Origin of the sequence: Shinella sp. 838, assembly GCF_029623935.1 — a bacterium.
GTDB lineage: Bacteria > Pseudomonadota > Alphaproteobacteria > Rhizobiales > Rhizobiaceae > Shinella.
The window spans coordinates 86,209-103,616 of record NZ_JARSBQ010000004.1 but is presented as its reverse complement, the minus strand read 5'-3'; the positions used below and the strand labels follow the sequence as shown (position 1 = coordinate 103,616).

Here is a 17,408-nt window from a genome sequence, read left to right as displayed (position 1 = left end):
TCTTCTGACCAAGGGGCGGCCGTTTACTTTCAGCCCCCCCGATAAATCTCACCGATGCGCCGCCCAGGGCACCAGGCGCCGCTCGATCTGCCGGGCGATGTATTCTAGGAGGATGGCGATCAGCGCGATGACGATGATGCCGGCAATGACGATGTCCGTGACGAGGAACTGAGCCGCCGACTGGATCATGAAACCGATGCCGCTCGTCGCAGCCACCAGCTCGGCCGCCACCAGCGTCGTCCAGCCGGCGCCGAGCGCGATGCGCACGCCGGTGAGGATCGACGGCACACCACTCGGCAGCACCACCTCGCGCAACACCTGCGCCCGGCTCGCCCCGAGCGAGCGAGCCGCATTGACGTGATCCTTCGAAACCCCGCGCACGCCGGCGGAGGTCGACAGGATGATCGACGGCAGCATGGAAAGTGCGATGACCGTGATCTTCGAGGCCTCGCCGATGCCGACCCAGATGATGATCAGCGGCAGATAGGCAAGCGGCGGCAGCGGCCGCAGGAATTCGACGATAGGGTCGAGAACGCCGCGGCCAAGGCGGCTCGTGCCGATCGCGATGCCGGCAGGAATGCCGATAAGGATGGAGGCGATCAACGCGCCGAAGATGCGGGTGAGGCTGGCGCCGACATGTTCTGCCAGCGTCGCGTCGACGAACCCCGTGACGACGAGATTGTAGAGCGCGAGCACGACCTGCCGCGGGGAGGGCAGGAAGACCGGCGAGACGAGCGCGTAGACGGAGGCCAGCCCCCAGGCCGCGATGATCACGCCGATCGTGACGGCCGAGATGATGGCCACCGGTAGCGACCGCCCCCTCGGCAGGCGTTTCACCGGCTGCGTTTCCGTCACCTGCGGCAGGGCATCGATGTCAGTCGAAAGTGTCATGCGGCAATCTCCTCTTGCGCGGAGGCGTGGATGAGGCCGGTCAGGCCGGCATGCATGCGCTTGAAGATCGGCGAGGCCCTCACCGCAGCGACCGATGCGCCATTCAGCACCTCCGCATTGAAGCCCGCCTCGATCTCCGCCGTCAGGCGACCCGGATGGGGTGACAGGACGACAATGCGCGTGCCGAGCAGCAGCGCCTCCTCGATGCTGTGCGTGATGAGCAGGGCGCCCGCTCCGCTTTCCGCCTTGATGCGCAGCAGGAATTCCTGCATGCGCGTGCGTGTCAGGGCGTCGAGCGCGCCGAGCGGTTCGTCGAGCAGCAGGAACCGCGGCTCGGCGGCGAGTGCTCGGGCAATACCGACCCGTTGGCGCATGCCGCCGGAGAGCTCCCAGATCCGCCGGTTACCGACATCGGCAAGGCCGACACGGGCGAGAAGCTGTTCCGCCCGCGCACGGCGCTCGGCAAGCGGCACGCCTTTCAGCTTGAAGGGAAGGGCGATGTTGTCCCGCGCGTCCAGCCAAGGATAGAGCGCATCGTCCTGGAAAACGACCGCCCGGTCGGCGCCCGGCCCGTCGATGGGCACGCCATCCACGGTAACGGTGCCGGCGGTGGGATCGAGGAACCCGGCGGCGAGATTGAGCAGGCTCGTCTTGCCGGAGCCTGATCGCCCGATGATGGCGACCAGCTCGTCCGATGCGACCTGCAGATTGATGCCGTCGAGGACCAGTTTTTCCTCCGCGCCGGTGCGCCCCGCCCTCGGCGGATAGCGCAGCGAAACGTTGCGGAATGTCAGGGTACTCATGAAACCTCCGGAAGCGTGGGCGATCGATCGGAAGAAGGCCCGGCAGCGCGATAACGCTGCCAGGCCCTTCCGCCGCGGGATTGTCTCACCGGGTCAGTAGGCGAGCTTCGTCGCATCCGTCACCCAGCGGGTGGAGACATAAGGCGCGTAATCAGAGAGCGCCGCGGGGATCTTGCCCTGTTCCAGCAGGAAGGCCGACGTGTCGGCCACCGCCTTCACCGTGCCGCCGCCGAGCAACGCCTCGCCGGCCTGCTCTTCCAGCGTCGGGAAGATGTAGCCCTTCAGGAGTGCCGGCACTTCGTCCTGCTTGGCGCCTGTCAGGCGTGCAATCTTCTCGGCTTCCGGCGAGGTGGCGTTCCAGGATTCTGGATTGGCGCGGTAGGCCGCCGTCGCATCGCCCGTCACCTTCACGAAGGCCGTCACGACATCCGGATGCTCCTCGGCAAATTTCTTGCTGACGATCCAGGCATCGAAGGTCGGACCGCCCCACTCGGCGACATCCGCCGAGGTGGCGAGAACTTTGCCGCTCTTCTTCAGCTGGGCGAGCACCGGATCCCAAACATAGGCGCCATCGATATCGCCGCGTTCCCAGGCGGCCGCAATTTCCGGCGGACGCAGATTGAGGATCTCCACCGACTTCGGATCGACCTTCCAGTGCTTCAGCGCCGTCAGCAGGCTGTAATGCGCGGTGGAGACGAAGGGCGTCGCGATCTTCTTGCCTGCAAGATCCTCCGGTTTCTCGATGGACTTCACGGCAAGCGCCTCGGCCTCGCTGATGAGGCCGACGACGAAGATCGTCTCGATCGGCAATTCACGGCTGGACGCGGCGGCCAGCGGCGACGAGCCGACATAGCCGATATCCAGCGAACCCGAAGCGATGGCGGCGATCACGTCGGCGCCGCCATCGAATTTCTGCCAGTTGATCTTGGCGCCGGTCACCTTCTCATAGGTACCGTCGGCCTGCGGCACGCGAGAAGGTTCTACGATCGGCTGGTAACCGATATTGAGTGTCACCTCTTCGGCAAAGGCAGTGCCGAACGAAGCGGTGAGGGCAAGGGCGGCCGTCGCGGCAAGCAGGGTCCTGCGGGTCGTGGTCATGGGTCTCTCCTCAAAAAGCCGTCGCCCGGGTTCAGTCGCGGGCCGGTTATTCAAGGCTATATATTCAATAAATTTAGTAGAGAAATATTTGCCTCAATTTAGCGGCATCCTCGCGATTGGTTTTGCGTTTTCCGACGGTGCTGTTGAAACGAGTCGCGTGCACCGGAAAACCGCCATGCAAGGCCTCGTGCAAGGAGGAGTTCGCGGAAAGGATCGGCGAGAGTGGAAAATGATGCCAAATGGGCACGCCAGGGCGGAAAATCCGCATAAGCACTTGGCAAAAATGCCAATTTCCTTGCAGGATCACTGAAAAATAAATTATATTGTTTTTATATGTTTTTCGCACTCCGGTGCCAAGAATGAGCCAGAATCACCCGTCATGGGTGAGCCGATCGATCTTCCCGAGGACGACGGACGGAAACCGAGCCGGACGCGATGCGCGTGTCCGCGCTGCCGGGCATATCCGGTGATGCACATATGCTGATGGAAAGCAGGCCGACATGCTGACGAAAAAGGGAAAATACGGACTGAAGGCCCTGGTGGATCTGGCGCGGCTGGCACCCGGCGAAACCGCTTTCGTCAGCGAGATCGCGCTCCGCAACAACATTCCGAAGAAATTCCTCGACACGATCCTGCTGGAACTGCGCAATGCCGGCATGCTGCGCTCCAAGAAGGGGCCGGGCGGCGGCTATTCGCTCTCCCACGCTGCATCGGAGATCCGCATCGGCCATGCCATCCGCGTGCTCGACGGCCCGCTGGCGCCGATCCGCTGCGCCAGCCGTACGGCCTATGAGGCCTGTGAGGATTGCGCCAACCCTGAAGCCTGTCAGGTCCGCCGCGCCATGACCGATGTGCGCGACGCCATTGCCTCCATCCTCGACACGATGACGCTCGAACAGTTCGTTGCCGTACCCGGTGCCAGCGCAATGATCGACGAGGAAGCGCTGGAAAAGCGCGTCGGATAACCCGGAGCGCCTCACAGCGCTCCGCGTAGAACCCTAACCCTCCTGTTCCGGCGGGTGTGGATGCCCTTGGCGCCGTAGCCGGCCGCTTTCCTGCAGGACAGTGGCAAGGAACGGGGAGACGGCCACTGGTGATGGGCTGCGGTCTATCGCCTTGCGCGCGTGGTTTGCGGCCTCATGCGCCACCGCAAGGGCAGCCGTGGAGGCGAGGAAGGCGTTCGTCCGGTGCTGGTCCGCAAGGCCGATCTGGGCCGCATCGATAGTGCGGCCGGCTTCCGCCATCATAGCCTGCGCGGCGGCGAGGCGGGCGGACAGCAGACCCGTCTCGAGAAGATCGCCGTGATCGGCGCGCAGTAGGCGCTCGAATGCGCGCTGGCCCGCACCCAGCTGCCGGGCGGCCTCCAGAAGCAGTTCCAGCGATTGGGGCACCGCCGTCTCGACAGGCGGATGCAGCACCGCGTCGGCATCGACGGCGACATCCTTGAATAGAACATGTTCCGCCGACGGCACGGACCTGTCCACCGGTTCGCAGCTGTTGGCGACGTAGTGCAACCCCTCGATGCGGGTCGCCAGCAGGACGCCCATCGTCCGTCCGCTCTCGCTGCGCCCCGGCACGATCAGCCAGTCTGCATGGCGGGTACAGGGGGTACAGAGCGCTTCGCCGCTCAGGCGCCAGGCAAGACCGCTTGCGGCCAATGGCAGGGCGTCGCCATCCTGTCCGTTGCGCCTCGCTGCCGCCCGACAGAGCCGGGCACCGGCGAGGGTGGCGGAGAACACCACGGAACGATGGCCGTCCGTACCATAGCTGCGCAGATGCTCCAGCGCCACGAAATGAGCAGCCAGGATGTCGGCAAGTGTTGTCGACTGTGCGGCCGCTACGGCACAGACATCCGCCAACACGGTGTTGGAAACGTCGATCCCGCCGTGCTCGGTGGGCACCGAAATGCCGAACAGGCCGGAACGGGAGAGAAGATCGAGGCGGGCCTGGGCGGTCTGGGCCGCGTCCCCGTCGGCGAAGATGCCGGCAATCGTGCCAGCAACGGTCAACGCCTCGTCTTCGCTGCCGATGATGGCAGCGGTTCGCGACGGACGGTCGAACGCTGATGAGATCATACCCATGTCGTCTGCTCCTCGCGGATTGGCGTTTCAGGGCGCACAGGCTTAATCGGTCAAAAAGATCACATTCTATAGAAATTGTATAGATTGAATTTTACACGGCGACCCCGCCGACGGAGCGCACGGTATCACGAGGAACAGCAATCATCGCCAGAAAATTTCAGCCCCTGCCACGGCAACCGGTCAAGCGTTGACGGCGCCGGTATCATCGCGCTCAGCTATGAATGGCCGCCCCGAAAAGACCGAGGGCCGCTTCCTTGATCGCTTCGTTGTGCGTCGGGTGGGCATGGCAGGTATAGGCGATATCCTCCGCCGTCGCCCCGAACTCCATCGCTTGCGCGACCTCCGCGATCATCGTACCGGCGACAGTGCCGACCATATGCGCACCAAGCACGACACCGCTCGCCTCGTCCGCCAGAAGCTTGACGAAACCCTCCGTGCTGCCGTTCGCCTTTGCCCGGCTGTTGGCCAGCATCGGGAAGGTCGAGGCGCGGTAGGCGACCCCCTCCGCCCTCAGGCTCTCTTCGGTCCGGCCAACGGCGGCAACCTCCGGATCGGTGTAGACGACTGCCGGGACGATGGCGGAATTGCTCGTACCGGGCCGACCGGCAAGCCGCTCGGCCATGGCGATGCCCTCGTCTTCGGCGCGGTGCGCGAGCATCGGCCCGCGCGTCACGTCGCCGATCGCATGAATGCCGTCCACCACCGTCCGACCGCGCGCGTCGACCGGAATGAAACCGCCCATATCCGGGGTGATGCCGGCCGTTTCCAGCCCGAGACCGCCCGTATTCGGCCGCCGCCCCGTGGCGACCAGCACGACGTCGGCGGCGAGTTCCGAGACTTCGCCCTCCGCTCCCCTCAGTTTGAGGATGGCACCGTCCTTGCGGATTTTAGCACCGGAAACGCCGGTAGAAGCGAGGATCTCCATGCCCTGCCGCACCAGGAGTTTCGTCATCGTCGCGCGGATATCGGCGTCCATGCCAGGCAGGATGCTGTCCGCCAGCTCGACGACCGTTACGACAGTGCCAAGGCGCCGCCAGACCGAGCCCAGTTCAAGGCCGATCGCTCCGCCGCCGATGACGGCGAGCCGGCCGGGTATGCGGGGGAGAGACAGCGCACCAGTCGAATCGACCACAATCCCGGCGTCGTTGTCCACCTGCAGACCGTCCAGCCCCGTCGGCAGCGAGCCCGTAGCAATGACGATCGCCTTTGCGGTGACGCTCTTGCCGCCGATATCGACACGGCCTGATCCAGCGAGCCGCGCCCGCCCCGACAGGCGGTCAACGCCGCTCTTGCGGAACAGGAAATCGATGCCGCCCGCCAGCGAGGCCACGGTCGCCTCCTTGCGCGCCATCAACCGGGCGAGATCGACGGAGACCGGCCCCGTGTCGATGCCGAAACCGGCCATGTGGCCGTCACGGGCGAGCTCCAGCAGATGCGTCGCATGCAGCAATGTCTTGGAGGGAATGCAGCCGACATTGAGACAGGTACCGCCGAGCGTCGGCCGCGCCTCGGCGCAGGCTGTCTTCAGCCCGAGCTGCGCAGCGCGGATCGCACAGGCATAGCCCCCGGGACCGCCGCCGATCACCAGCACGTCATAGTCGCCGGAAGCGCTCATTGCGGCCAGCTTTCCAGCGTCTCGACGAAGCGGGCGAGCCATGTGTTGGTCTGGTGACCGTCGAGCGCGCGGTGATCGATGGTCAGCGAGACATAGGCCATCGGCCGGATCTGGATCGTATCGACACCCTCGACCTCCCGCACCACCACGCGCTTTTCCAGCTTGCCGACGCCGAGGATTGCCGTTTGCGGCTGGTTGATGATGATAGGCGTAGCGAGAAGCGAGCCGGAAACGCCGTGGTTCGAGATGGTGAAGGTGCCGCCGCGCATGTCGGCGGGCGTCAGCGTCTTCGTCCGGGCGCGGGTCGTAAGATCCTGCAGGTGCGCGGCGATACCGGAGAGCGAGAGGTCCTGCGCTGCACGGATGACGGGCACCACCAGCCCTTCATTGCCGAGCGCCGTGCCGATGCCGATATTGACGTCATCGAACACCTCCAGCCGGTCGTCGAACCAGCGGCTGTTGACCTCGGGCACCGCCTTCGTCGCCGCCACGCAGGCCGAAACGATGTAGGCCGTATAGGAGAGCGACACACCCGACGCGGCAAAGGCCTGCCTGCTCTTCTCGCGGTGCCGCATGACGGCGCTGAAATCCGCCTCGAACACCGCCGTGACATGCGGCGCCGTGGAGACGGACATCTGCATGTGTTCCGCGATCGCAAGCCGCATTGGCGAGTGCCGGATCGCCCGCGAACGCCCTCCGAGAGGCGGCATCTCCGGTACAGTCTCCTGGACAGGCGCCGGTGATGACTGCACAGCGCGCGCCGCCTCGTGCGCGGCATCCATATCGGCCCGCGTCACCCGTCCGCCTTTGCCGGAGCGTTCTACCGTCGCGGGGTCGATGCCGTACTCCGCCGCCGCACGCCGTACGGCCGGAGAATAGTGTTCCGCAGCTGCCGGCACCCGCCTGAGCTCCTGCTTGGTGGCCATGGCAACGGGTTCGGCGGTGGCAGCCTCTTCCAGCCGGATGCGGCCAAGCACAGCGCCGGGCTCGGCTTTTTCGCCACCCTGCATCAGGATCTCACTCAGGATGCCGGCGACGGGGGCGGGAATTTCCTGTGTCACCTTGTCGGTTTCAAGTTCCACGAGGGGATCGTCGGGCGCTACTCTATCTCCCACCGCCTTCAGCCAGTTGCGCACGACCGCCTTGGTGCCTTCCTGCTCCACGGGCGCGAGAACGTCGATCATCAGCCCCGCCATCCGTCAGAACTCCATCAATGCGTCGATCTTGGCGCGGATCCGCCCCGCCGAAGGCACCGCCCAGTCGAGCAGGACCGGATTGTGCGGGCTCGGTATGTCCGGCATCGTCAGGCGCGAGACGGGGGCATCGAGATCCATGAAGGCCTCGTCGGCGACGACGGCGGCGATCTCCGCGCCGAAGCCGGCGGTGCCGAGATCCTCGTGCACGACAAGGCAGCGGCGCGTGCGCCGGACCGAAGACAGCACCGCCTCCCTGTCCCAGGGCATCAGCGTGCGCAGGTCGATGACATCGGCGGAAATGCCCTCCGCCGCTTCCTCGCAGCGATGCACCATGGCGCCCCAGGTGACGAGCGTGATCGCCTCGCCGCGACGCGTGAAACTCGCCTTGCCGAAGGGCAGGGCGAAATCGTCACCGGGATAGGGGCGCCGCGCCCAGGCATGGTCCAGCATGGCGCGGTGCTCGAAGAAGATGACCGGATCGTTGCCGCGAAGGCCAGTGCGCAGCAGCCCGACCGCGTCGGCGGCATTGGAGGGGACCGCCACCTTCCAGCCGGGCTGGTGCACGAAGGCCACCTCATTGGTCTGGCTGTGCCAGGGGTCGCCGCATTTAAAGTAGCCGCCCGGCATGCGCAGCACCATGGGCGCGGCAAAACGGTTGTTGGTGCGCCAGCGGATCGTGCCGCAATCGTTGATCTGTTCGGTGGCAGGTTCGGCATACTTGCGGAACTGGATTTCCGGCACCGGCATCAGCCCCGCCAGCGCCATGCCGACCGCCCGGCCGACAATGCCTTCCTCCGAAAGCGACGTGTCGAACACCCGTTCGCGGCCGAATTTTTCCTGGAGACCCAGCGTGACGGCATGCACGCCGCCCTTCGGGCCGATGTCCTCGCCAAACAGCACCACACGTTCGTTGTTCGAAAGCTCGTGCTCGAGCGTGCGGCGGATGGCTGTGACCATGTTGATGCGCTGGCCTTCCGACACGGCGACCGCGGCGGTTTGCGGCGGCACATGGCCGTGGCGGATCTGCCCGCCCATCACCTGCACCTCACCCTCGAAGAAAACATGGCGCGTCACCGTCTCCGGAACGGCGACCGGACGCGCTTCTGCGGCGATGCGCGCGGTTTCCGCCGCCGCCCTTGCGCCCGTATCCGCCGCCTCCCACTCCGCCGCGCTGAGCACGGCCGGCACGATGTAGTCCTTCAGGCGCGGCAGCGGATCCCGCGCCCATTCGCTGCGAACCACCGCTTCGCTCTTGTAGGCCTGCGTGTCCTGAAAACTGTGGCCCTGCAGGCGCGGCACCATGAGGCGCAGCAGCGCGGGGCCGCGCGCCTCACGCACATGCTCCACCGCCGCGCAGGTCAGCCGGGCGACGGCGGCCGGATCGGTACCGTCGCCCTCGAAGATCGTCAGGTTCTGCCAACCGGAAAGGTTCGCCGCAATGTTGCCGCCGGGCGTCTGGATCGTCGAGGGAACGGAAATGCCGTAGCCGTTGTCCTCGATGTAGAACAGCATCGGCAGGGTTTGCGTGGTGGCGATGGTCAGCGCCGACCAGAAGCCGTTCGAGGCGACCGAACCGTCACCGCCGAGCACGACGGCGATGCTCCGTGCATAATCTGCCTTACCGAGCGTTTCGGCATAGTATTTCACCGCCTGCGCCCACCCGGCCGTGGGCGTATATTGCGTCCCGACACCGCCGCACATCGGCAGGGCGGAGGCACCGTCAAGGTTGGGATAGTTGAAGACGACACCGATATCGCGCCCGTCCGAGTAACCACCGGCCCGGCCCATGGCGGAACCGAGCGCATCCGCGGGGTCGACGCCGAGCGAAAGCAGCAGCGGGCGAGACCGGTAGTAGCCGCAGGTCGCGTCATGCCGGTCGGTGAGGAGACAGCCGAGCATGATCTGCGCCATATCGTGGCCACGGGCGGAAAACTGGTAGAGCACCTTCTTTTCCGGAACGAGGCGGGTTTCCTCCATGTCGTCGAGCGCCCGCGACAGATGCACCAGATAGGCGATGCGCTTCCAATCGACGGTATCGTCGGGCGCGTTGCGAACAGTGGACCCGACGACGGATTTGAGTGCGACCTGCGCCATAGTTTCCTCCCGCAGATATCAAGTCCTGGAGAGTGTAGGCCCCGCCCGGCGAAAAAGCGTTTCAAACCGGCTGGGTTTTGCGGTAGGAATGAAACAGAACCATCACATTCTTGGGATTTTCGATGAATTCCATTCAACTTGATGCCGTCGACAAGAAAATCCTCAAGGTCCTGCAGCGGCGGGGGGATATCAGCCATGCGGCGCTTGCCGAAGAGGTCGGCGCTTCCAGCGCCTCCTGCTGGCGGCGCATCAAGGCGCTGGAGGAGGCCGGCGTGCTCGGCCCGACCGTGCGGCTGCTCGATCCCGACAGCATCGGCCGCGGTCTCAACGTCTTCTGCCAGGTGCGCATGAAGTCGCACGATCCGGGCGCCCGGCGCGATTTCGAGCGCTTCGTGCAGACCCACGAGGAGGTGCTGGAATGTTACTCCATGTCCGGCGAGTGGGACTACCTGATCCGCGTCGTGGTAAAGGACGTCCGGGACTACGAACAACTGCTGATGCAAGCGATCCTGACCCATGAAGCCGTCGCCAACTCTTCCTCACATTTCGCGCTGAAGAGCGTGAAATACACCACGGAACTGCCCCTGTGATCCGCCGCGCGCCGCTTCTTCTGATCGCCACCCTTTTCGCACGCAGCGCCTTCGCCTCGCCGCTTGATCTTCTCGTGCCGGACATTTTGAAGGCGGACCAGGCGCCGCCCGAGCTTTCCGTCACCATCATCGGATACCAATATGGCTGGCGCTATGCCTATCCGAACACGGAAACGGACGGGGCCGGCGAATGCCGCGTCGAAGGCGCGCTCATGCTGCCGCGCGGCAAACGCGTGCATCTCTCCATCACCGCCGACGATATCATCCATGAATGGCGCGTGCCGGCGCTCGATCTCAAGGCGGATGCCATTCCCGGACTGCTCAATCTCGTGGCCTTCAGTCCCGCGGCGACGGGCACCTTCAAGGGCGGCGCCACCAGCCTCTCCGGTGCCGGCTACGAGAAGATGGCTTTCGATCTCACGGTCATCGAACCGGACGCTTACGCCGCCTGGGCGAAAGGCATCTCGCAATCCTGCACGGCGCCCTGAAGCGCGCGTCAGGCACGGCGCTTGAGCTGCTGCTCGCGGAAGAAGATGAAGAGGCCGGAGGCGACGATGAAGCCGGCACCGATCAGCATGGCCGAGCGCGGCGCATCGCCGAAGAACATCCAGCCGAAAACCACGGCCCAGAGCAGCAGCGAATATTGCAGCGGCACGACGGTCGCCGCATCCGCCAGCTTCAGCGAGCGATTGACCAGCATATGCGCGCCCATCGCCACAACGCCGAGCAGGCTCAGAAGGCCGAAGTCGATGCTGCTGACCGGCGCCCAGCCGGCCGGATCGGCAATGCACCAGACACCGGCGAAGATGGCCGCACCTGCCACCTGCCAGAACACCAGCGTCGTATCGGGTGTCGTACGCAGCGTTCGGCTGAGCACCATGGCGAAGCTGAAGGCGAGGCTGCCGGCAAGCGCGATCAGCGCCGGCAGGGTGAACGTTTCCCTCGACGGTTCCAGCGCGATCACCACGCCGATGAAGCCAACGATGATCGCCGTCCAGCGCCGCCAGCCGACCTTCTCGCCGAGCAGCAGCGGCGACATGGCGGCAACGTAGATCGGCGCGGCCAGCCAATAGGTCATGGCATCGGCAAGCGGCATGTAGGCGACGGCGAAGTAGAAAGCAGAGGCCTCGAAGGCAAACAGCGCTGCGCGCACGAGATGCAGCTTCGGCCGCCCGACATCCACGAGCCTGCGCCAGCCGACCTTCCAGAAGAACGGTGCGAGAACCACCATCGCGGCGATACTGCGGATCAGCATGAGCTGACCGACGGAATAGGTCGCGACGAGCCATTTGCCGAGCACGTCGTTCAGCGAGAACATCACCATGCCGAGCAGCATCAGGAGCACGCCGAGGCGAGCGGTGCCCGTGGCGGGGGAGGAGGCGGTGATGTCTGTCATGGCGGAAACTCGGAAGCTTGGATGAAAGGGCTGTGACACATTCCGCCCGGCCGATCCAGTCAGCAATTTTGATAGCTGCATAAAGCGGCGCACCGGGCCCCGCCCGGTTGATTGCGCACGGCGGCAATGGAAGAGTGCAATCCGGGATTTTTGACGAGGTTCATTTCATGACGGACGAAAAGACGGGCAAGCGGCGGCTGCGCTCCGAGGACTGGTTCGACAACCGCGAGCACGTCGACATGGCGGCGCTTTATCTCGAGCGCTTCATGAACTACGGCATCACCCCGGAAGAACTGCGCTCAGGCAAGCCGGTCATCGGCATCGCCCAGAGCGGCAGCGATCTGACCCCCTGCAACCGCCACCATGTCGATCTCGCCAAGCGCGTTCGCGACGGTATCCGCGATGCTGGCGGCATTCCGATCGAGTTCCCGACCCATCCGATCTTCGAGAACTGCAAGCGGCCGACGGCCGCGCTCGACCGCAACCTTGCCTATCTCGGCCTTGTCGAGATCCTCTACGGTTACCCGCTCGACGGCGTCGTCCTGACGACAGGCTGCGACAAGACCACACCGTCGGCGCTGATGGCTGCCTCGACGGTCGATATTCCCGCGATCGTGCTTTCTGGCGGACCGATGCTCGACGGCTGGCACGAAGGTGGCCTCGCAGGTTCCGGCACGGTGATCTGGCGCTCGCGCCGCAAGCTCGCCGCCGGAGAAATCGATGAAGAAGAATTTCTCCAGGCCGCGATGGGCTCGGCGCCCTCCATCGGCCATTGCAACACGATGGGTACCGCCTCGACGATGAACGCACTCGCCGAGGCGCTTGGCATGTCGCTGACCGGCTGCGCGGCCATCCCGGCGGCCTATCGCGAACGCGGGCAGATGGCCTATCGCACCGGCCGGCGTGCGGTGGAACTGGTGCTGGAAGACATCCGTCCCTCATCGATCCTGACGCGAAAGTCCTTCCTCAACGCGATCCGCGTCAACTCGGCCATCGGCGGCTCGACCAATGCCCAGCCGCATCTGATGGCCATGGCGAAACATGCCGGCGTGGAGATGACGCCTGAGGACTGGCAGGAGCACGGCTACGACATCCCGCTGCTCGCTGACGTGCAGCCCGCCGGCCGCTTCCTCGGCGAGCGCTTCCATCGGGCCGGCGGCGTGCCGGCGATCATGCACGAGCTGCTTGCCGCCGGAAAGCTCGCCGGCGACTGTCCGACCGTGACGGGGCGCAGCATGGCGGAAAACCTGGAAGGGCGCGCCGCCAGTGACCGCGAGGTCATCCGCCCCTATGACGAGCCGCTGAAGGAACGCGCCGGGTTCCTCGTCCTGAAGGGCAACCTCTTCGATTTCGCCATCATGAAGACCTCGGTCATCTCGCAGGAGTTTCGCGCGCGCTACCTCAGCGAGCCCGGTCGCGAGGGCGTCTTCGAGGGAAAGGCGGTCGTCTTCGACGGCTCGGAAGACTATCACAGGCGCATCAACGACCCCGCGCTCGGCATCGACGAGCGCACCATCCTCGTCATCCGCGGCGCGGGGCCGCTCGGCTGGCCGGGTTCGGCCGAGGTCGTCAACATGCAGCCGCCGGACCATCTGCTCAAGCGCGGCATCACCAGCCTGCCGACGATCGGCGATGGGCGCCAGTCCGGCACGGCCGACAGCCCGTCGATCCTCAACGCCTCGCCGGAAAGTGCCGCCGGCGGCGGTCTCGCCTTCCTGCGCACCGGCGATGTCATCCGCATCGACCTGACCGAGGGGCGGTGCGACATGCTGGTGGAGGCGGTGGAAATCGAGCGCCGCAAGGTGGACGGCATTCCGCCGGTACCGGCCGATGCGACGCCCTGGCAGCGGATCTACCGCAAGACCGTTACCCAGCTTTCGGACGGCGCGGTGATCGACGGGGCGGCCGATTTCCGCGCGATCGCGGAAACGCCGCCGCGGCACAATCATTAGCCTGCCGGAATATTCGGTGCAGCCTGGCCGTTTCTCCGGAGGCAGCCTTGCCGGGCTTTCGCCTTGCAACGTGCATGCCGCGGGAGAGGTAGCATGAAGAACGGCAAGATAATGGGCTGGATCATGATCGTCGCCGGTGCCTGGTGGCTCATCTCCGGCATCGCGATGAACGACATGGGCGGCATTGCGGGCCTCGGCTACAATCCGGATGCGCCGATGAGCTTCGCGCTCGCCCCGGGCCGCTTCCTGCTCGGCATCGCCATCAACGGCCTGATCGTCTACGCGGGCATCAGAACCGTCCTGCAGGCCAAACAGACCGACGGCTGAACCTCATCCGCGGCGGGCGACGAGAATGCCGATCAACACGATCGCCCCGCCGACCGCCTGCATCGCACCGACTGGTTCGGCCAGAATGGCCCAGGCGAGGATGGCGGCGACGACCGGTTGCAGAAGCAGCGTCAGCGAGGAGAAGGCCGTCGGCAGATAGGCGAGCGCATAGGTGACGAGGCCCTGCCCGGCGACATGGCTGATCAAGGCAAGGCCGATGAGCATCGTCCAGCCGAACAGCGTCGCGGGTACCATGCCCCCCTCGAAGAAGAGGGCCACCGGCAAGATACAGACCGCCGCCGAGAAGGTCGTCCAGACCATGATGCGCAGTGTCGAAAACCGCGAACGGATATGACCGAGCGAAAGCATGTAACCAGCATAGAAGAGCGCGGCAACGACAGCCGTCGCGTCGCCGGCAAGCTGCCCGCCGCCGAGCGCCGACGGCCCGCCCTTCAGCACGAGCACGCCGATGAGCGTCAGCCCGAGACCCGCCAGGAAGACCGGCGTGACCCGCGTGCGGAAGAGTAGCCAGGAGCCGAGCGTCACAAAGACCGGCGCAAGATTGCCGAGCAGCGTTGCATTGGCGACGGAGGTCATGTGCAGCGACAAGTGCCAGGCGGCAAGATCGGCGGCAAGGAATGCACCCGGCAGCAGCAGGAAGAGATAGTCTCTGAGCCCTGTCGGCCGCTCGTCACCCTGCTTTGCCACCTGCGAGATGAGCACGAACGGCAGAAAGGCCAGCGCGACACGCCAGAAGGCCGTGACCATCGGCCCGACCTCGGAAAGGCGCACGAAGATCGGCGACCCGCCTATCGCCACGCCGCCGACGAGCAGGGCGATCAAAGCAAGGCGGCTATGCTTGGAGGAGGCAATCGGAGACAAGGCGGCAGTCCGGATATCGTGAATGCCGCGAGCTATCAGACCGCAACCGATTGGGCCAGACGGGACAGGCGAAATTGGAGGAAAACTTTGCGTCGACCCCGGCCGCATGTGGGGGGCGCCCTTGCACGCGCCGCTTTCTCGACTGCCGACGAACGTCCGCACGATTTTTCCACCGTGATCGGGGCGGACCCGACCACCGGGCTTGGAGCCGCCGATGGAACCTCGGGTCAAGCACGAGGACGACAACAGCGTCGGTCAAGGCCGTCTATAAAGGAAAGCGGCGCCCCAAAAGGGGCGCCGCCGCTGTCTCAGGCCGCGTCCGGCCGGTGCACGGTCTTCACCTCGAGGAAATCCTCCAGGCCGAAAAGGCCGCCCTCGCGGCCGTTGCCCGACTGCTTGTATCCGCCGAACGGGCTGCCGTAGCGGTGCGGGCCGCCATTGATGTGCACCATGCCGGCGCGAAGGCGGGCGGCGACGCGCTCGGCCCGATCGGGATTGCCGGTCTGAAGATAGGCGGCAAGGCCATAGGCGGTGTCGTTGGCGATCGCGATCGCTTCCTCCTCCGTGTCGAAGGGTATGATCGAGAGAACGGGGCCGAAGACCTCTTCACGGGCGATGCGCATCTCGTTGTTGACGTCGGCGAAGATCGTCGGCTTGACGAAATAGCCAGTCTCGAAACCCTCGGGCTTACCCGGGCCACCGACCAGCACGCGCGCGCCCTCGGCAACACCCGCCTCGATCAGCGCCTGCACGCGACCGAACTGGACGTGCGAGACAAGCGGACCGATATGTTCACCTTCCTGCTCCGGATTGCCGACGGTCGCCTGCTTGCCGGTGCGTTCGGCTATCTCGACCACCTTGTCATAGACCGAACGCTCGACCAGCATGCGGGTCGGGGCATCGCAGGACTGGCCGGAATTGTTGAAGCACTCGCGCACGCTGCCGGCAACGCGATCTTCAAGGTCCGCATCGGCAAAGACGAGGTTCGGCGACTTGCCGCCGAGTTCCAGCGTCACGCGCTTGACGGTCTCGGCCGCATCCTTGCTGACCGCAATGCCAGCGCGGGTGGAGCCGGTGAAGGACATCATGTCGACGTCCTTGTGCTTGGAGAGCGCCGCGCCGCATTCGAGGCCATCGCCGTTGACGAGGTTGAACGTGCCGGCCGGGAAGCCCGCCTCATGCACCATCTCCGCATAGAGCAGCGCGTTGAGCGGCGTGAATTCGGATGGCTTCAACACGCAGGTCGAGCCCGTCGCCAGCGCCGGAACGACCTTCAGAGCGATCTGGTTGATCGGCCAGTTCCAGGGCGTGATGAGGCCGCAGACGCCGATCGGCTCGCGGCGCACCACATCGCCGTTCGCCAGCACCTCGCGGCTCTTCAGCCGCTTCAGCCCGTCGATGAAACCCTGCAGGTGGCCGACGCCGACATCCGCCTGCTGCTCGGTGCTCATGGTGATCGGCGCGCCGAGTTCGAGCGTGATGGTGCGGGCCATCTCCTCATAGCGGCGCTTGTAGATCGAGAGCAGCTTTTCGAGCAGCGCGAGGCGTTCCTCCACACTGGTCTGGCTGTAGGTCGCAAAAGCCTTCTTGGCCGCGGCGACGGCGCGGTCGATATCAGCGGCGGTGCCCATGGAGATGACCGCGATCGGCTTTTCCGTCGCCGGGTTGATGACCTCGAGGTCGTTGGGCTTCAGCGGGTCCACCCACTGGCCGTCGATGTAGAATTTGCGCTTGTCGAGCATGCTTTTCTCCCGTCACTTCTGTTTTTCATCGAGCCAGCCCTTGATGAGCTGGCGGTAGCGGTCGCCACCGAAACTTGGAAAATGGCCACCATGCACCAGCCGCACCGGCAGGGTCAGGAGGCGTTCCATCGAGGCGAGATAGTCCGCCGCGTCGGAATGGTAGGTATCCTCGATCAGCGGACCATCGTAGACGATGTCGCCCGAGAAGAGAATTTCGGTCGCCTTTTCATAGAGCGCAATACCCCCCGGGGAATGGCCCGGCGTGTGGACGACCTCGAACTGGCGGTCGCCGAGGTCAATGACATCGCCATCCTCGAGCAGGCGCGTCGCCGGCGCTTTCTTCACCGCATAACACGTCGAGCAATAGGGTTCAGGCGGCAGCGCGTCGAAGATCTCGTCGGTCACATAGGGGTCGGCGAGCGTGTTCTGCCGCGTCGGGTTGGCGAGCAGGTCCGCCTCGGCGGCGTGTACGGCCCGGCACTCGAATTCGTGGTGGCAGCCGATATGGTCGAAATGGGTGTGGCTCGCCACGGCGATGAGATCGCGTTCGGTGACGAGCGGCACCCATTCACGCAAGGAGACGACACCCATGCCGCTGTCGACGAGCATGTCCCGGTCACGGCCGCGCACATGCCAGACGTTGCAGCGGTAGAATTCCTGGATATAGGGTTCGCTGATCGCGGTGACGCCGTCATCGAGGCGACGAACGCTGTACCAATCCTCCGGGCGGATGCGCTGCAT

General features: G+C 65.2%; 16 protein-coding genes. 5 read left to right on the top strand and 11 right to left on the bottom strand.

The genetic code is table 11. The annotated features are described in order from the left end of the window. Positions 1 to 48 precede the first annotated feature (48 nt). The 3 genes from P9A16_RS15080 to tauA all read right to left on the bottom strand — a co-directional run bounded on the left by P9A16_RS15080 (position 49) and on the right by tauA (position 2,792). Complete coding sequence (locus tag P9A16_RS15080) at positions 49 to 891, bottom strand: ABC transporter permease subunit (RefSeq protein WP_024271207.1); 843 nt, start codon at positions 889 to 891, stop codon at positions 49 to 51. Then, positions 888 to 1,694, bottom strand: a complete 807-nt coding sequence (locus tag P9A16_RS15075; RefSeq protein ID WP_023516839.1) for a taurine ABC transporter ATP-binding protein — start codon at positions 1,692 to 1,694, stop codon at positions 888 to 890. The genes P9A16_RS15080 and P9A16_RS15075 overlap by 4 nt, the downstream gene beginning before the upstream one ends. 93 nt (positions 1,695 to 1,787) lie before the next feature. Then, positions 1,788 to 2,792: a taurine ABC transporter substrate-binding protein gene (gene tauA / locus P9A16_RS15070; protein ID WP_023516838.1), complete on the bottom strand. Its 1,005-nt coding sequence runs from the start codon at positions 2,790 to 2,792 to the stop codon at positions 1,788 to 1,790. 500 nt (positions 2,793 to 3,292) lie between these two features. On the opposite strand from tauA, the gene P9A16_RS15065 reads away from it, so the two are divergent. Continuing rightward, entirely contained in the window at positions 3,293 to 3,757 is a 465-nt protein-coding gene (locus P9A16_RS15065; protein ID WP_023516837.1) for an RrF2 family transcriptional regulator, read from the top strand. A 33-nt stretch (positions 3,758 to 3,790) separates the two neighbouring features. Here the strand turns inward: P9A16_RS15065 and P9A16_RS15060 are convergent, their stop codons facing one another. From P9A16_RS15060 to P9A16_RS15045, 4 genes are all read right to left on the bottom strand, one after another. Next, positions 3,791 to 4,873 carry an acyl-CoA dehydrogenase family protein gene (locus tag P9A16_RS15060; RefSeq protein WP_023516836.1) on the bottom strand — a complete coding sequence of 361 codons (1,083 nt, stop codon included), beginning with the start codon at positions 4,871 to 4,873 and terminating at the stop codon, positions 3,791 to 3,793. A 211-nt stretch (positions 4,874 to 5,084) separates the two neighbouring features. Beyond that, positions 5,085 to 6,488 (bottom strand): dihydrolipoyl dehydrogenase, encoded by a 1,404-nt coding sequence (lpdA, locus tag P9A16_RS15055; RefSeq protein ID WP_023516835.1) that lies wholly within the window; start codon positions 6,486 to 6,488, stop codon positions 5,085 to 5,087. Continuing rightward, on the bottom strand, positions 6,485 to 7,672 hold the full coding sequence (locus tag P9A16_RS15050; protein ID WP_443021665.1) for a dihydrolipoamide acetyltransferase family protein: 1,188 nt from the start codon (positions 7,670 to 7,672) through the stop codon (positions 6,485 to 6,487). Before P9A16_RS15050 ends, lpdA begins: the two co-directional genes overlap by 4 nt. Positions 7,673 to 7,687: 15 nt before the next feature. After that, a complete protein-coding gene (locus P9A16_RS15045) occupies positions 7,688 to 9,778 on the bottom strand; it encodes an alpha-ketoacid dehydrogenase subunit alpha/beta (protein WP_023516833.1) in 2,091 nt (696 codons plus the stop codon). Between the two features lie 122 nt (positions 9,779 to 9,900). On the opposite strand from P9A16_RS15045, the gene P9A16_RS15040 reads away from it, so the two are divergent. Both P9A16_RS15040 and P9A16_RS15035 read left to right on the top strand, forming a co-directional pair. Beyond that, positions 9,901 to 10,368 carry an Lrp/AsnC family transcriptional regulator gene (locus P9A16_RS15040; protein ID WP_023516832.1) on the top strand — a complete coding sequence of 156 codons (468 nt, stop codon included), beginning with the start codon at positions 9,901 to 9,903 and terminating at the stop codon, positions 10,366 to 10,368. Continuing rightward, positions 10,365 to 10,856 carry a cytochrome c oxidase subunit II gene (locus P9A16_RS15035; protein ID WP_023516831.1) on the top strand — a complete coding sequence of 164 codons (492 nt, stop codon included), beginning with the start codon at positions 10,365 to 10,367 and terminating at the stop codon, positions 10,854 to 10,856. Before P9A16_RS15040 ends, P9A16_RS15035 begins: the two co-directional genes overlap by 4 nt. Positions 10,857 to 10,864: 8 nt before the next feature. On the opposite strand, the gene P9A16_RS15030 is transcribed toward P9A16_RS15035, so the two are convergent. Beyond that, positions 10,865 to 11,764 carry a DMT family transporter gene (locus P9A16_RS15030; protein WP_023516830.1) on the bottom strand — a complete coding sequence of 300 codons (900 nt, stop codon included), beginning with the start codon at positions 11,762 to 11,764 and terminating at the stop codon, positions 10,865 to 10,867. Between the two features lie 167 nt (positions 11,765 to 11,931). Here P9A16_RS15030 and P9A16_RS15025 point away from each other — a divergent pair, with 167 nt between their 5' ends. Then, positions 11,932 to 13,716, top strand: coding sequence for an IlvD/Edd family dehydratase (locus P9A16_RS15025; protein ID WP_024271208.1), 1,785 nt, complete (start codon positions 11,932 to 11,934; stop codon positions 13,714 to 13,716). A gap of 93 nt (positions 13,717 to 13,809) precedes the next feature. Continuing rightward, entirely contained in the window at positions 13,810 to 14,043 is a 234-nt protein-coding gene (locus P9A16_RS15020; protein ID WP_024271209.1) for a hypothetical protein, read from the top strand. 3 nt (positions 14,044 to 14,046) lie between these two features. On the opposite strand, the gene P9A16_RS15015 is transcribed toward P9A16_RS15020, so the two are convergent. The 3 genes from P9A16_RS15015 to P9A16_RS15005 form a co-directional block, all read right to left on the bottom strand. After that, complete coding sequence (locus P9A16_RS15015; protein WP_443021671.1) at positions 14,047 to 14,940, bottom strand: DMT family transporter; 894 nt, start codon at positions 14,938 to 14,940, stop codon at positions 14,047 to 14,049. Positions 14,941 to 15,233: 293 nt separating this feature from the next. Further along, on the bottom strand, positions 15,234 to 16,667 hold the full coding sequence (locus P9A16_RS15010) for an aldehyde dehydrogenase family protein (protein ID WP_023517460.1): 1,434 nt from the start codon (positions 16,665 to 16,667) through the stop codon (positions 15,234 to 15,236). A 12-nt stretch (positions 16,668 to 16,679) separates the two neighbouring features. Continuing rightward, positions 16,680 to 17,408 carry an MBL fold metallo-hydrolase gene (locus tag P9A16_RS15005; protein WP_023517461.1) on the bottom strand — a complete coding sequence of 243 codons (729 nt, stop codon included), beginning with the start codon at positions 17,406 to 17,408 and terminating at the stop codon, positions 16,680 to 16,682.

Coding starts and splice junctions, on each gene's coding strand:
- P9A16_RS15065 (WP_023516837.1), top strand. CDS start 3,293: ATGCTGACGAAAAAGGGAAAATACGGACTGAAGGCCCTGGTGGATCTG.
- P9A16_RS15050 (WP_443021665.1), bottom strand. CDS start 7,672: ATGATCGACGTTCTCGCGCCCGTGGAGCAGGAAGGCACCAAGGCGGTC.
- P9A16_RS15025 (WP_024271208.1), top strand. CDS start 11,932: ATGACGGACGAAAAGACGGGCAAGCGGCGGCTGCGCTCCGAGGACTGG.
- tauA (WP_023516838.1), bottom strand. CDS start 2,792: ATGACCACGACCCGCAGGACCCTGCTTGCCGCGACGGCCGCCCTTGCC.
- P9A16_RS15080 (WP_024271207.1), bottom strand. CDS start 891: ATGACACTTTCGACTGACATCGATGCCCTGCCGCAGGTGACGGAAACG.
- P9A16_RS15040 (WP_023516832.1), top strand. CDS start 9,901: ATGAATTCCATTCAACTTGATGCCGTCGACAAGAAAATCCTCAAGGTC.
- P9A16_RS15075 (WP_023516839.1), bottom strand. CDS start 1,694: ATGAGTACCCTGACATTCCGCAACGTTTCGCTGCGCTATCCGCCGAGG.
- lpdA (WP_023516835.1), bottom strand. CDS start 6,488: ATGAGCGCTTCCGGCGACTATGACGTGCTGGTGATCGGCGGCGGTCCC.
- P9A16_RS15045 (WP_023516833.1), bottom strand. CDS start 9,778: ATGGCGCAGGTCGCACTCAAATCCGTCGTCGGGTCCACTGTTCGCAAC.
- P9A16_RS15030 (WP_023516830.1), bottom strand. CDS start 11,764: ATGACAGACATCACCGCCTCCTCCCCCGCCACGGGCACCGCTCGCCTC.
- P9A16_RS15060 (WP_023516836.1), bottom strand. CDS start 4,873: ATGGGTATGATCTCATCAGCGTTCGACCGTCCGTCGCGAACCGCTGCC.
- P9A16_RS15005 (WP_023517461.1), bottom strand. CDS start 17,408: ATGCAGCGCATCCGCCCGGAGGATTGGTACAGCGTTCGTCGCCTCGAT.
- P9A16_RS15010 (WP_023517460.1), bottom strand. CDS start 16,667: ATGCTCGACAAGCGCAAATTCTACATCGACGGCCAGTGGGTGGACCCG.
- P9A16_RS15020 (WP_024271209.1), top strand. CDS start 13,810: ATGAAGAACGGCAAGATAATGGGCTGGATCATGATCGTCGCCGGTGCC.